Annotated in this window: 13 protein-coding genes and 1 pseudogene; 9 read left to right on the top strand and 5 right to left on the bottom strand. The window is 66.6% G+C overall.

Annotated elements, in window-relative coordinates:
• Positions 1-98: 98 nt before the first annotated feature.
• Complete coding sequence (locus tag QFZ46_RS13175) at positions 99-1,199, bottom strand: fatty acid desaturase family protein (protein WP_307362208.1); 1,101 nt, start codon at positions 1,197-1,199, stop codon at positions 99-101.
• 164 nt (positions 1,200-1,363) lie between these two features.
• Between QFZ46_RS13175 and QFZ46_RS13170 the strand changes: the two genes are divergently transcribed.
• Entirely contained in the window at positions 1,364-1,492 is a 129-nt protein-coding gene (locus tag QFZ46_RS13170) for a hypothetical protein (RefSeq protein WP_307362204.1), read from the top strand.
• Between the two features lie 124 nt (positions 1,493-1,616).
• On the opposite strand, the gene QFZ46_RS13165 is transcribed toward QFZ46_RS13170, so the two are convergent.
• From QFZ46_RS13165 to QFZ46_RS13155, 3 genes are all read right to left on the bottom strand, one after another.
• On the bottom strand, positions 1,617-2,237 hold the full coding sequence (locus QFZ46_RS13165; protein WP_307362202.1) for a GrpB family protein: 621 nt from the start codon (positions 2,235-2,237) through the stop codon (positions 1,617-1,619).
• Between the two features lie 155 nt (positions 2,238-2,392).
• Positions 2,393-3,034: an HAD family hydrolase gene (locus QFZ46_RS13160; RefSeq protein WP_307362200.1), complete on the bottom strand. Its 642-nt coding sequence runs from the start codon at positions 3,032-3,034 to the stop codon at positions 2,393-2,395.
• 206 nt (positions 3,035-3,240) lie between these two features.
• Positions 3,241-3,870: a histidine phosphatase family protein gene (locus tag QFZ46_RS13155; protein ID WP_307362198.1), complete on the bottom strand. Its 630-nt coding sequence runs from the start codon at positions 3,868-3,870 to the stop codon at positions 3,241-3,243.
• An 89-nt stretch (positions 3,871-3,959) separates the two neighbouring features.
• Between QFZ46_RS13155 and aspS the strand changes: the two are divergent.
• Positions 3,960-5,742, top strand: a pseudogene (aspS, locus tag QFZ46_RS13150) (aspartate--tRNA ligase).
• A gap of 102 nt (positions 5,743-5,844) precedes the next feature.
• Here the strand turns inward: aspS and QFZ46_RS13145 are convergent.
• A complete protein-coding gene (locus tag QFZ46_RS13145) occupies positions 5,845-6,213 on the bottom strand; it encodes a DUF5684 domain-containing protein (RefSeq protein WP_307362196.1) in 369 nt (122 codons plus the stop codon).
• Positions 6,214-6,284: 71 nt separating this feature from the next.
• On the opposite strand from QFZ46_RS13145, the gene QFZ46_RS13140 reads away from it, so the two are divergent.
• The 7 genes from QFZ46_RS13140 (at position 6,285) to QFZ46_RS13110 (ending at position 14,047) form a co-directional block, all read left to right on the top strand.
• Positions 6,285-6,791, top strand: coding sequence for a GNAT family N-acetyltransferase (locus QFZ46_RS13140; protein ID WP_307362194.1), 507 nt, complete (start codon positions 6,285-6,287; stop codon positions 6,789-6,791).
• A 147-nt stretch (positions 6,792-6,938) separates the two neighbouring features.
• Positions 6,939-8,090: an ABC transporter substrate-binding protein gene (locus QFZ46_RS13135; protein WP_307362191.1), complete on the top strand. Its 1,152-nt coding sequence runs from the start codon at positions 6,939-6,941 to the stop codon at positions 8,088-8,090.
• The gene (locus tag QFZ46_RS13130) at positions 8,069-9,013 is read left to right on the top strand and encodes an ABC transporter permease (protein WP_373457648.1); all 945 of its coding nucleotides are present in this window, start codon (positions 8,069-8,071) and stop codon (positions 9,011-9,013) included. The genes QFZ46_RS13135 and QFZ46_RS13130 overlap by 22 nt, the downstream gene beginning before the upstream one ends.
• Positions 9,010-9,804 (top strand): ABC transporter permease, encoded by a 795-nt coding sequence (locus QFZ46_RS13125; RefSeq protein WP_307362189.1) that lies wholly within the window; start codon positions 9,010-9,012, stop codon positions 9,802-9,804. The genes QFZ46_RS13130 and QFZ46_RS13125 overlap by 4 nt, the downstream gene beginning before the upstream one ends.
• Positions 9,801-10,883, top strand: a complete 1,083-nt coding sequence (locus QFZ46_RS13120) for an ABC transporter ATP-binding protein (protein ID WP_307362188.1) — start codon at positions 9,801-9,803, stop codon at positions 10,881-10,883. The genes QFZ46_RS13125 and QFZ46_RS13120 overlap by 4 nt, the downstream gene beginning before the upstream one ends.
• A 132-nt stretch (positions 10,884-11,015) precedes the next feature.
• Entirely contained in the window at positions 11,016-13,034 is a 2,019-nt protein-coding gene (locus QFZ46_RS13115; RefSeq protein ID WP_307362185.1) for an aldo/keto reductase, read from the top strand.
• Positions 13,013-14,047 carry a LacI family DNA-binding transcriptional regulator gene (locus QFZ46_RS13110; protein WP_307362183.1) on the top strand — a complete coding sequence of 345 codons (1,035 nt, stop codon included), beginning with the start codon at positions 13,013-13,015 and terminating at the stop codon, positions 14,045-14,047. Before QFZ46_RS13115 ends, QFZ46_RS13110 begins: the two co-directional genes overlap by 22 nt.
• Position 14,048: the final 1 nt, after the last annotated feature.

The following is a 14,048-nucleotide window of genomic DNA, read 5'->3' as shown; positions in this document are numbered from 1 at the left end:
TCAACTTCTTGACTCGACATTAGGACGACCACCGGCTCCTGCGCGTCCATCGGAGGTGCCGTTTCCTCGCGGTTTCGGAGGTACTGGGGATGCAGACGTCATGTCCGCCGATATTGCACGACCGCCGGGCATTCGAACGGGTCCCTGGCGGCGAGACCTACGCGATTGAGGTACGCGATCACGATCCCGTACGAGCGCCGCAGCGTCGTCTCGGTGTACGGAACGTCGTTGGCCGCACAGTACTCCCGGACGATCTCGCGTGCCGCAGCGAGGTGCGGACGAGGCATGGAGGGGAAGAGATGATGCTCGATCTGGTAGTTCAGACCACCCATCAGCCAGGTCGCCCGCCAGCCTCCTGAGATGTTCCGCGAGGTGCGCACCTGCTTGGTGAAGAAGTCGAGTCTCGCTTCCGGCGCCACCACCGGCATGCCCTTGTGGTTCGGTGCGAATGATGCCCCCATGTAGAGGCCGAAGACGGCCAACTGCACGCCGATGAATGCGAACGCCACACCGACAGGCAGCATCCAGAACACGGCACCGAGCACGATCGCGTGTCGGACCAGGAGGAATGCGAGCTCCGGTGCGCGATTCTTGACGGGCCCGCGTGAGACGAGGTGCCGCAGGCTGAGGTAATGCAGGTTGATGCCCTCGAGCGTCAGCAAGGGGAAGAACAGCCATCCTTGCCTGCGGGTGATCCAGCGACGCAGGCCACGCGCCTCTGCGGCATCGGTGTCGAGGAACGAGATCGTGTCGACCTCGATGTCAGGATCACGACCGACACGGTTCGGGTTGGCATGGTGGCGGCTGTGCTTGGAATCCCACCAGGAATAGCTCAACCCGACGAGCCCGGCGAGGACGCGTGCGAGCCGATCGTTTGCGGGACCTGTCTCCAGGATCGTGCGATGCGCAGCCTCGTGCGCAAGGAACGCGACCTGGGTGGCGACGATGCCCATCGCGGCCGCGATCAGCAATTGGAACCAGCTGTCGCCGAGCAGAAGAGACCCGGCGACGAGCCCTGCGAACGCGAACGCCAGGCTGGCGCCTACCAGCAGGTAGAACCGCGGAGTGCGGCGCAGCAGTCCGGCGTCGCGCACGCGTTGCGAGATCTGCGTATAAGCGCGGGCGACGGGCGGGAACTCGTCACTGCGCGCATAGGTCTGCCGGACAGGACCGAGCCGGGAATCGGCGACGATGGTCATGAGAATCTCCTCTGGCCGGATACGCAGGCGGCCTGCGCTTCCGGCCGTGTCAGGAGACTACGAGCACCATTCGGGGTTCCACATCACACGTGGGTATCGAGTCGAGTGCCTCCCTGGTAGGGGGCGCCTAGCCGTGACGCCTTATCCATGGGACGATCTGTTGCATGAGCACGCCGATTCTCGCCATCTTCTGCGCTCTCGGGATCATCGTGCCGCTGGTCCTCGAGTTCCTGCCGAGCCAGCGCAAGCGGCGCGCCGCCGCCGCTGATCCCGCACCGACTCGCCTGCCCTAAACGATCGTTTTCGGCGCGGTCAAGCTGCACGCTTGCCAGGTACCGCCGCAAAGGCTCCCCAGAACAGCCTTCCGGCAAACAGTTTCGGTGCCCGTACTGGGAATCCCCGAAACCGACAGAGCGATTAGGCCAGGTCTCTCGGGTGCGGGTCGTGGTCGTGCGATGGGTCAGCGATGAAGGCTCGCTCATAGATGTCGTACACGACGGCTGCTTTCAGATCGTTGTAGCGCGCAGTTCCGTCAGCTGTTGACGCGGCGGCCTTCGCAGCGTTGTATCGCTCCCGGTCGCGTGAGTTCGTCCTGAGCCAGTCCGTGAAGACCAGGTGCCGTTGCGGCTCGATTGCGCCCGGGCTCCAGACGTGAAGGTTGGTATTGGGTATCGCGAACGTGAGTTGTCGGTGAGGGTCGCCGCTCATCACATCACGGAAGATGAGGCGAAACCCTGCGGCCTCTAACTGCGGCATGTAGCTGTGTTCTAACTCGACGTCTCGGACGGTCAAGTCGACATCGATGACAGGTTTCGCCGCGAGGCCAGGCACCGCCGTCGAGCCGACATGGCGGATCGACAGAGCGAGATCTCCGATTGACTCCGTGAGCACACGGTTGATCTCCTCGAACCGCTCGCGCCAGCTTTCGTCGTGCGCCCGCACGGCACCGGGCGTTGTCTGACGTGATGCAACTCGCTCTCCCTGCCGGGCGGCATTCGCGCCAGGGTTGAAGGGTCGCCACAGAGGGTGCGTCGTCATGTCGCAACCATCGCACAAGCAGTGAGGGTGCCGGCAATCCCGCCACTAACGATCGTTCCAGCGAGGGCCAGGTATGGGCTGGGAACGGCTGCCGCAAACGATCGTCGTAACTGGCAGAAAGCGGAGGATCGCGGCCGGGTCGCGGATCCACGTGGCTAAATCGTGAGGATTGCTCCTACGGCCTCAGCGACGCTCGTTTGACGAATATCGAACCGTGCGCTTCCGGCTGGGACGGGCGCGTTGAGTGGAGCGATCCAGGCTGTTTGCAGCCCAGCTGCCATCCCACCCATGACGTCATGCTCGAGGCTGTCGCCGACCATCCAGCCGTCGAGCGCACAACAGAGGCGCTGTGCCAAGACGCCGAAGATCCGCGGGTCCGGCTTACGGATTCCTACTTCTCCCGAAATGACCCATCCATCGATCAGTTCTGCGAGTCCGGTTGCGCGAATCTTGCCCTCTTGATTGTCGGGCATTCCGTTGGTTGCGATGCCCACGCTCCAGCCAGCAGCTCGAAGCTCGGTAAGCGCCTCCTTGTCTTCGGAGGCGCATTGCACGAGCTGCGGCATACGGGTCCTATACGCTGCCCAAATCTCCGCCCCGGATAACGGAAGCGACCACTCTTCGACGATGCGGTCGAAGACCAGTTGCTTCGAAACACGCTCAGTCAGTGCGGCGGCGACGAGGTCCGAGGCTTTGACTGGCAGACCCCACCGCGCGACAAATTCACCGGCCCACGACCGTGCCGCGCTCGCCTGATCGACGAGCGTTCCGTCCAGGTCAAAGACAGCAAGGGGCACGCGGCGAGCTTAGTCAACTGTGTACCGCGCACTACCCCGGTGATGTGAGTCACCGGAAACGATCGTTATAGGCAGCTCAACGATTTCGACTCGAGGCCCGTCCGACACGCGAGTAGGTGGCTGCCGAACACCCCACCGGAGCCTAACGCGCCGGTACTGGCCGTGCGACGTGTCCGGCAGACAAGTCGAGCGAGAAGGAACAGTGCTCAGACGGCCCCGACGTCGACCGCATCTCCGGTCGCTGCCGGCTCCGCGTAGTCGACCTCGCGCCAGACGTCACCGACATGCTCGAACGACGTCACGCTCGACAACGCGCAGCGGCGCGTGCGAGGGTCATGCCGAAGCGGCAGGCCCGCGACGCGCAGGTGCGCGATCCAGATCGGCGCCTGATGCGACACGATTACGGCATCGCCGTCGTCGGCCTCACGCCAGGCGCTGTTCATGGCCTCTTCCATTCGAGCGGCGATCGATGCGTATGGCTCGCCCCAGCTCGGCACGGATGGGCGGCGCAGATGCCACCAGTTGCGCGGATCGCGCAGCGACCGGCTCATGCGCGTGCCCTCGAACACGTTCGTGGGTTCGATCACCCGTTCGTCGATGATCGGATCCAGCCCGAAGATCGCGGCGAACGGCTCAGCCGACTCCCTGGCGCGCTGCAGCGGAGAACAGTGCAACGAGGTCACCGTGCGGCCGAGCCCGGCGACGTACTCGGCGGCATCCTGCGCCATGCGCCGTCCGTCATCGCTCAGCCGATAGTGCGGCAGCCGGCCGTAGAGCACCCGTTGGGGGTTGTGCACTTCGCCGTGGCGGACCAGATGGAGACGTTCGGCGGGCATGCCCACAGTCTAGGGAAGCCGGCCGCGAGCGTCCGCGAGCACCCACGTAGAATGGCGGAGTTCCCTTTTCTGAACTGGAGGAATCTTCCGTGCTTCGCACTCACACGACCGGCTCTTTGCGAGCCGAGAACATCGGTCAGACCGTCACCCTCACGGGTTGGGTCGATCGTCGTCGTGATCACGGAGGCGTCGCGTTCATCGATCTCCGCGATGCGTCAGGCATCGCCCAGGTGGTCATCCGCGACGAGGAGACTGCGCACCCGCTGCGCAGCGAGTTCGTATTGAAGGTGACGGGTACGGTTTCCGCCCGACCGACCGGCAACGAGAACCCGAACCTGCCCACCGGCGACATCGAGGTCATCGCGACCGAGGTCGAGGTGCTCAACGAGTCCGCTCCCCTCCCCTTCCAGGTGTCCACCGGTCTCGGCGACAGCGACACGATCGGTGAGGATGTGCGATTCAAGCACCGTTACCTCGACCTGCGGCGTCCGTCCTCGGCATCCGCTCTTCGCCTGCGTTCCGACGTGAACAAGGCGATCCGCGATGTGCTGCACACGCGTGACTTCCTCGAAGTCGAGACGCCGACGCTGACGCGCTCCACTCCGGAGGGCGCCCGCGACTTCGTCGTGCCTGCACGCCTGCACCCCGGCAGCTGGTACGCCCTTTCCGCAGAGCCCGCAGCTGTTCAAGCAGCTACTCATGGTCGGCGGCGTGGAGAAGTACTACCAGATGGCCCGCTGCTACCGCGATGAGGACTTCCGGGCCGACCGGCAGCCGGAGTTCACGCAGCTCGACATCGAGATGAGCTTCGTCGACCAGGAAGACGTCATCGAGCTGATGGAAGCGCTCATCCCGGCGATGTGGGCGACCATCGGCGTCGAGGTGCAGACTCCGCTGCCCCGCATCACCTACGCCGACGCGATGGCGAAGTACGGCTCGGACAAGCCCGATCTGCGCTTCGGTCTCGAGCTCGTCGAGGCGACAGACTACTTCAAGGACACCACGTTCCGCGTGTTCCAGTCCGACTACGTCGGTGCTGTACTCATGCCCGGCGGTGCATCGCAGCCGCGCAAGCAGCTCGACGCCTGGCAGGACTGGGCGAAGCAGCGCGGTGCTCGCGGTCTCGCGTACGTGCTCTTCAACGAGGACGGCTCGCTCGGCGGCCCCGTCGCCAAGAACCTGTCGGATGCCGAGAAGGCCGGCCTCGCCGACCTCGTGGGCGCTGCCGCGGGCGACTGCGTGTTCTTCGCCGCCGGATCCGCAAAGGACGGCCGCGCCCTGCTGGGAGCTGCCCGCGTGGAGATCGGACGCCGGCTCGGCCTGCTCGACCCTGACGTCTTCGCATTCACCTGGGTGGTCGACGCCCCGATGTTCGAGCCTGCGGCGGATGCCGTGGCATCCGGAGACGTCGCTGTCGGAGCCGGTGCGTGGACGGCTGTGCACCACGCCTTCACCGGCCCGAAGCCGGAGTTCGCCGACACGTTCGACACCGACCCAGGCTCGGCGCTCGCCTACGCGTACGACATCGTCTGCAACGGCTCGGAGCTCGGTGGCGGGTCGATCCGCATCCACCGCGAAGACGTGCAGAAGCGCGTGTTCGAGGTAATGGGCATCAGCGACGAGGTCGCTGATGAGCAGTTCGGCTTCCTGCTCGACGCGTTCAAGTTCGGCGCCCCGCCGCACGGCGGAATCGCACTGGGCATGGATCGCGTGCTGCAGCACCTCACCAAGACCGAGTCGATCCGCGAGGTCATCGCATTCCCGAAGACCGGCAACGGCTTCGACCCGCTGACCTCGGCCCCCGCGCCGATCACCGATGCGCAGCGCGCAGAGGCCGGCGTCGACTTCGTCCCGGAGGACGACGAAGCCTGACGTCCGCTCGGATCGTCGAGACCCCGCCTTATCGCCGAGACCCCCTGCTGTTCACGTCTACAGCAGGGGGTCTCGGTGCTACCCAGGGGTCTCAGCGACCGGTCAGGTGACCTTGTTGTACTGCGCCGATCCGAAGCCGATGATGAGGTGCCCGATGAACGGGAACAGCCAGAGCAGGAAGAACGAGAACACGCCGCCCTTGCCGAAGTTCCGCCCCTCCTTGATCGCGACGACGATCGCGAAGATGATGTTCACGATCGGGATCAGGTAGAGCAGCGCGAACCATCCCGACATGCCCGCGATCTTCACCAGGAACACCCAGTTCACGATCGGGATCAGCGCGAGGATGCCGGGGTAGCCCGCCTTGACGAACACCTTCCACATCGTGACCGCGTAGATGACGTAGTAGATGATGCTGAGAACGACGGAACTCGTCGAGAAGATCTGCTCAGACAGAAGATTCGAATCCATGACACTCACCATGGCCGTGGGGTCAGGAGCTTGTCAACACCGCTATATCCGCAACCTGACAAAATGGACGCATGCTCGCCGCACTGCCCCTGCCCCACCCGTTCGCCTCCCGCGCTGGTCTCGCGCTTCTGCGCAGGGCGACACCGGCGGACACCGACGCGTTGATCGCGCTGCTCGCGGATGACCCGATCAGCGCAGCACGAGGTGACGTGGCATCCGAAGCAGACCGCCCGTCCTATGCCGTGGCGCTGGCCGAGATCCTCTCCGAGCCATCGAATGATCTGCTCGTCGCCGAGCTCGATGGCACGGTCGTCGGCACGCTGCAGCTCACTTCGATCCCGGGGATGGCACGCCGCGGCTCGCGGCGACTACTGGTCGAGGCCGTCCGAGTGCGCAGCGACCTGCGCTCGTCCGGAATCGGATCGGCGGTGATGCACTGGGTGGCAGAGGTCGCAGCACCGGCGCTGAGCGCGTCGATGATCCAACTCACCTCGGACGCCGCCCGCACCGACGCGCACCGCTTCTACGAGCGCCTCGGATACACCGCCTCGCACGTCGGCTTCAAGTACAAGGTCTGACCCGGGGCTCGACGGCTGACGGAAGCCTGCCACGGCCCGGTCACCTCTCGTTCACCGGAGCCGCGCCGGTACGTCATCCGCGCCCAATACGTTCTTCTCGCAACCCGATTCCGGCCGTTCCCGTGGCCGGGCACCGAGAGGATACCCATGGCCACCATTCCCCGCCGCACGCGACTCGTCGCCGGCATCGCCCTTGCCGCGACCGCGGCGCTTGCTCTCACTTCGTGCGCCGCCGACACCGCCACCGGAGACGGCTCGGGCGACGGATCCGACACCGGTGCGGATGCCGCGACCGCGACGTCGGTCGAGGATTTCGGCTCGTTCGAGGATCTCGAGGCGGCGGCCAAGGCCGAAGGCCAGCTGAACGTCATCGCCCTCCCCCGTGACTGGGCGAACTACGGCGAGATCCTCGACCTTTTCGCCGAGACGTATCCCGAGATCACGATCAACGAGCAATCGCCCGACATCTCCAGCGCCGAGGAGATCACCGCCGCTGAGACGAACGAAGGCCTCGACACCGCCCCGGACGTCTTCGACCTCGGCCTCGCGGTCGCGCTCTCCAGCACCGACCAGTTCGCGCCCTACCAGGTGCAGACCTGGGACGAGATCCCCGACGCACTCAAGGAATCGACCGGACTGTTCGTCGGCGACTACGGCGGATACATGTCGATCGGCTACGACTCCTCGAAGTTCGACGAGCCCGGCTCGCTCGATGACCTGCTCGGCGCCGACTACAAGGGTGCCGTAGCGATCAACGGCGACCCGACGCAGGCCGGCGCTGCGTTCGCTGCGGTCGGTCTCGCGGCCGTGCAGTCCGATGGAACGCTCGACGACTTCCAGCCAGGCATCGACTTCTTCGGTGAGCTGCAGAAGGCAGGCAACTTCCTCAAGGTCGACGTCACGCCCGCGACCATCACCAGTGGCGAAACCCCTGTCGTCTTCGACTGGGACTACCTGAACGCGGCGGCCGGCGCTGACAACCCCGACTGGAAGGTCGCCGTGCTCGATGGTGTCGGCTATGCCGGCTACTACAACCAGGCCATCAACAAGGATGCCCCGAACCCGGCGGCGGCCCGTCTGTGGCAGGAGTTCCTCTACAGCGACGACGTGCAGAACCTGTGGCTCAAGGGCGGCGCGCGTCCGGCCCGCATGGAGGCCATGACCGAGGCCGGCACGATCGACGCCGACCTCGCGGCAGCCCTGCCCGAGGTTCCTGAGGAGACTGTCGTCCCGACCGAGGAGCAGTCGACGAACGCCGGCACGCTGCTCGGCGAGAAGTGGGCAGCGGCGGTCCAGTGACCACCGTCCTTCTGGGGGCGGATGCTGCGGCATCCGCCCCCACGATCGCCGGGCCGTCTCGCACGGTCCGGCGATCGGGCATGTCCGTGGCGTGGCTGGGGCTCGTACCGTTCGCCGCGTACGTGCTGCTGTTCCTCGCCGTGCCGACCGTTCTCGCCATCGGCTCCGGTTTCTTCACCGACGACGGCGCGTTCACCTGGGCCAATGTCGCCGCCCTCGCCGACCCGGTCGTGCTGAACACCTTCGCGAACTCCGCAGGGCTCTCGCTGCTCACTGCCGTCGTCGGCGCAATCGTCGGAGCGCTCGCCTGTTATGCCCTGCTCGGCATGGATCCGCAGGGTGCAGTGCGCTCGAGCGTGGATGCGGCAGCCGGCGTGCTCGCCCAGTTCGGCGGTGTCATGCTCGCGTTCGCATTCATCGCCACGGTCGGCGCGCAGGGCGTCATGACACTGTTCATGAAGGACGCTCTCGGCATCAACATCTACGAGGGCGGCATGTGGCTCTACGAGGTGCCCGGCCTGATCATGCCCTACATCTACTTCCAGGTGCCGCTCATGGTGATCACATTCATGCCGGCTCTCGCCGCGCTGAAGCCGCAGTGGTCGGAGGCGAACCTGACCCTCGGCGGCACCCGCGCGAGTTTCTGGCTGCGCATCGGCATCCCGGTGCTCGCTCCATCGTTCTTCGCCAGCCTGTTGCTGCTGTTCGCGAACGCGTTCTCGTCGTACGCCACCGCCGCTGCCCTCGCCAGCCAGGGTTCGCAGATCGTTCCGCTGCAGATCCGCGCTGCACTCACCAGCGAGACCGTGCTCGGGCGAGAGAACCTCGCCGGGGCTCTGGCCCTGGGGATGATCGTCGTGGTCGGCGTCGTGATGGCGCTGTACTCGCTCGTGCAGCGCCGAGCAGCGAGGTGGCAGTCATGAATCGACTCGGCCCCTCGGTCGCAACCCGCTGGATCATCGGCGTCCTCGTCGGCGCGTTCTTCGCCATTCCACTGATCTCGACGCTGCTCTACACGCTGCGCGGCACAGACGGCGGCCTGTCGCTCGAGCGCTGGGCCGCACTGTTCGATCCCGCAGCATCCGCGGCGATCAAGCCGATCTGGACGGGCCTCGGCAACTCGCTCGTGCTCGCCGTCATCACCGTGCTGATCGTGCTCCTGCTGCTCGCGCCGACCATGATCCTGGTGAATCTGCGGTTCCCGAAGCTGAAGCCGTTCTTCGAGTTCGCCGTGCTGCTGCCGATCTCGATCCCGGCGATCGTGCTCGTCGTCGGGCTCGCGCCGATCTACCTGCAGATCGGACGCACGCTGGGGACAGGCACTTGGACGCTGGCCTTCGCCTACGGCGTCACGGTTCTGCCGTTCGCGTTCCGCTCGATCCAGGCATCGATCGACGCCGCCGACCTTCGCACCCTGTCGGAGGCTGCCCGCTCCCTCGGCGCGAGCTGGCCCGTCGTGGTCATGAAGGTGCTCGCCCCGAACATCCGTCAGGGTCTGCTCGCCGCATCCCTCATCTCCATCGCCGTCGTGCTCGGCGAGTTCACCATCGCGTCGCTGCTCAACCGGCAGGTGTTCCAGACCGCGATGGTCGTGGTCCAGAAGCAGGACGCCTACGCACCGGCGATCTTCACGCTGCTCGCGCTGCTGTTCTGCTTCCTGCTGCTGCTCATCATCGGCCGCGCCGCACGCGGCAATCGAAAGGCCCGTTCATGACCGCTCTTCCCGCCACCGCCGACAATGTGCTGCTCGCCGAGGCCGGTGAGGGCACCCGCGTGCAGTTCCAGGGCATCGAGAAGAGCTACGGCGCCAACCGTGTGCTGCACGGTGTCGACCTCGACATCGCACCTGGCGAGTTCGTCTCACTGCTAGGGCCGTCCGGATGCGGCAAGACCACTGCGCTGCGGGTGCTGGCCGGCCTCGAGAACGCTGACGGCGGCGTCGTGCTGCTCGGCGGGAAGGACGTCTCGCGCATTCCCACCAACAAGCGCGACATCGGCATGGTGTTCCAGTCGTACTCGCTGTTCCCGCACCTGGGTGTGGCCGACAACACGGCGTTCGGGTTGCGCCGTCGGGGCGTCGGCAAGGCTGCCGCGGGCCGACGTGCTCTCGACGCCCTGGCTCTGGTCGGACTCGAGGGGTTGGCCGATCGGTTCCCTCACCAGCTCTCGGGCGGCCAGCAGCAGCGCGTCGCCCTGGCCCGCGCACTGGTCACCGAGCCGCGCGTGCTGCTGCTCGACGAGCCGCTGTCGGCGCTCGACGCCAAGGTGCGCGTGCAACTTCGCGACGAGATCCGCCGCATCCAGCTCCGCCTCGGCATCACGACGGTGTTCGTCACGCACGATCAGGAGGAGGCGCTGGCCGTCTCCGATCGGATCGCGGTGATGGATGCTGGACGCATCGACCAGATCGACACTCCGGAGGAGCTCTACCTGCGGCCGGCGACAGCACACGTCGCCGCCTTCGTGGGGCTCTCCAGCGTCGTCCCGGGTGACGCCGTGGGCGATCACGTCATGGTCTGGGGTCAGAGGCTGCCGCTCCGTTCGCCCGCCGACGGCCCCGTAGATGTCTACCTGCGGCCGGAAAACGTGTTCTTCGCCTCCGAGGCGGATGCGGCCACGGAGGCACTCGTCCAGGAGAGCACGTTCCTCGGCAGCGTGCGGCGCACGCTCGTGCGCACCGAGTCGGGCGAGCTCGTGCGGGTGCAGCACTCTCCGCGCTTCCACCCCGCCTTCGGCGATCGGGTACGCATCGCGGTGACCCCGGAGCCGGTGGCGGTGCGCACGCGCGGTTGAGGCCGGTCACCGGGTTCGTCCGCTCGCGACACATCCGCCGTGATCGTTCACGGAACCTCTTGCCTGGTTCGTCGCTGAGGACTATCGTGGCAGTTTCGTGAACGTTCACGGATCTGGCTCGAAAGGACGATGGTGACCCCTCAGCTCGCAGTCGAAGAGACACACACCCGCACCGGCGGATGGGCCGTGCTCGGCCCTGGGAACATCGCGCGCAGATTCCTCGCAGGCCTCGCCTCGAGCACGGGAGAGCTGGTCGCGGTCGGCAGCTCGGATGCTGCGCGGGCCCAGTCGTTCGCCGACGAGGCCAGGCAGCAGGGCGCCGCCGACGTGACGGCGGGAGATTATGCGCACGCGCTGGCCGACCCTCGGGTCGATGCGGTCTATGTGTCCAGCGTGCACACGGCCCACCCCGCTCTCACGATCGCCGCGCTCGAAGCAGGAAAGGCCGTCCTCTGCGAGAAGCCCCTCGCGGTCAACCACGGCACGGCGATGGCTCTGGTCGACGCCGCCCGGCAGGCGGGCGTGCCGCTCGTCGAGGCGTACATGTACCGCTTCCACCCGCAGACCCGCGCCGTGCTCGATCTCGTCCGCGACGGGGCCATCGGCCGGGTTCTCCACATCGATGCCTCCTTCGCCTTCCGCGTCGGCACACGGCAGGGGCGCCTGTTCGACTCCGCTGTCGCGGGTGGCGGCATCCTCGATGTCGGAGGGTACACCGTCACGATGGCATCGGCCGTCGTCGACGCGGCTGACGGCGTGCACGCATCCGAGCCGGTGGATCTGACCGCAAGCGGTGTCATCGGCCCGACCGGCGTCGATGAGTGGACGGTCGCCAGAGCGACGTACCGCAGCGGCATCACCGCGACGCTGACGACCGGCGTCATGGCGCCGGCAGCCAACACCGTGTCCATCCTCGGCGAGAGGGGCAGCATCCGCGTGGCGGAACCCTGGGTTCCCACCGGCGATGCCGAGATCGAGCTCGCCACCATCGACGGCGTGCGGACGATCGTGATCGACGCCACCGATGCCTATGCGCTCGAGGCGGACGCCACGATCGCCGCGCTGCGCGAGGGCCGTTCCGATGCTCCGGATATGACCTCGGCGGAGACGCTCGCGACTGCACGCACCCTCGATCGCTGGCGCGCGGCCATCGGACTCCGCTACCCGTTCGAGACCGAGGAATCGGACATCCCGCCGGTGCGCGGCGCTTTCGGAGGTGTCGGAACCGGCGGCGGCATGCCGTACGGCGATATCCCGGGCGTCGGCAAGCGCGTCTCCCGCCTCGTGATGGGCGTCGACAACCAGCCCGACCTGGCGCACGCGTCCGCGATCTTCGATGTCTACGCCGAGCAGGGCGGCAATGTCTTCGACACTGCGTACATCTACGCCGACGGCGACCTGGAGAAGCGGCTGGGCCGCTGGATCGCGAACCGCGGCGTCCGCGAGGAGGTCGTGGTCATCACGAAGGGCGGACACACCCCGCACTGCGATCCGGAGTCTGTTTCTCGCCAGCTCCTCGAGAGTCTCGAGCGCCAGGGAACCGACTATGCGGACATCTATATGCTCCATCGCGACAACCCCGAGGTCCCTGTGGGCGAGTTCATCGATGTTCTCGACGAGCACGCGCGCGCAGGGCGCATCCGGGTGTTCGGCGGATCGAACTGGACACCGGAGCGCATCGACGAGGCCAACGCCTATGCGCTGGCCAACGGGCGGCAGGGTTTCGGCGTCGTGAGCGATCATTTCGGGCTCGCTGAGGCGTACGACGTGCCATGGGAGGGCTGCGTGCAATTGACCGACGCCGCTTCCAAGCGCTGGCTCGAGGAGCGGCAGATTCCGCTCCTGCCGTGGTCGTCTCAGGCACGGGGGTTCTTCGCAGGTCGCGCCCGCCCGGACGACCGCAGCGATCCTGAACTCGTGCGCTGCTATTACAGCGACGAGAACTTCGAGCGACTGCGTCGCGCCGAGGTCATGGGCGCCGAACGCGGCGTACCGGCGACCGGGATCGCGCTCGCCTATGTGCTCGCTCAGCCCTTCCCGACATTCCCTCTCTTCGGACCGCGTACGATCGAGGAGACCCGCTCATCGATGCGGGGCCTCACTGTCGATCTCACATCCGAAGAGGTGGCGTGGCTGGATCTTCGCGACTGACCGGCGCTGGCGACCCCGAAGCGACGGGGTCGCCAGCCACGCGGCGGCGTGCGACCATCCTCGATGTCGCCGCCGCTGCCGGTGTCTCACGCCAGACGGTCACTCGCGCGATCAATGACATGCCAGGGATCAGCGTCGAGACCAAGCGTCGCGTCCTCGACGCTGCGAGCACGCTCGCGTACCGCCCGTCTCGTTTCGGCCGGGGGCTCGTGACCGGCGGCGACAGCCAACTCGGCCTCGTCGTCAGCGACCTGACCAATCCATACTCTCCCGAGTTGGCCGCAGCGGTCGTCCGCCGTGCGGCCGCCGAGGGGTGGAGCGTCTCCCTCGTCGACATCGGGCTCGCAGGCTCTGCTGATCGACTTCTGCATTCGTTGCACGCGCAGGTGGACGTCATCGTCGGCTACCTCGGAGAGTGGGCGCTGGGGTGGGAGAGCCGGTTCGGCGCGACGCCCCTCATCCTGCTCGATGCCGGTGCGGATTCCCCGCACGCCGGAATCAATCTGAACCCGGCCGCGGCGATCGAGGATCTCGCGGCTCACTTCGTCGCGGTCGGCACGCGCCGGCCGGTCGTGCTGGATGCGTCCGAGCCGCATGCGACGAGCGGTCGCGGGAGCGCCATGATGGGGGCACTGGAGCGGAGAGGTCTCTCGCCCGAACTCGTGCACGCGTCCGCTTCGACACCGGAGCACGCGTCCGCGGTCACGGCACAGGTCATCCGCCGGGCCACTCCCCCGGATGCCATCTTCGCGTTCAACGATCTGATGGCTCTCGGAGTGCTCTCGGCATGCCGTCATGCCGGTCTCGATGTGCCCCGCGACATCCGAGTGGCAGGGGTCGACGGTCTCACGATCGGCGGTCTCGTCGCCCCGACGCTCACCACTCTCGCTGTGGACTTCGACGAGGTTGCGCGCCACACTCTCGAACTGGCCGTCGCTCTAGGCGACCGGCGTCCCGACATCGACCTGCATCGCGTCGTGAGTCACCGGCTCGTGCTGCGCGAATCGGCGTAGA

Origin of the sequence: Microbacterium murale (genome assembly GCF_030815955.1) — a bacterium.
Classification (GTDB): domain Bacteria; phylum Actinomycetota; class Actinomycetes; order Actinomycetales; family Microbacteriaceae; genus Microbacterium; species Microbacterium murale_A.
Note: the sequence above shows the minus strand (reverse complement) of the source record. Positions and strands in the feature narration are given on the sequence as shown.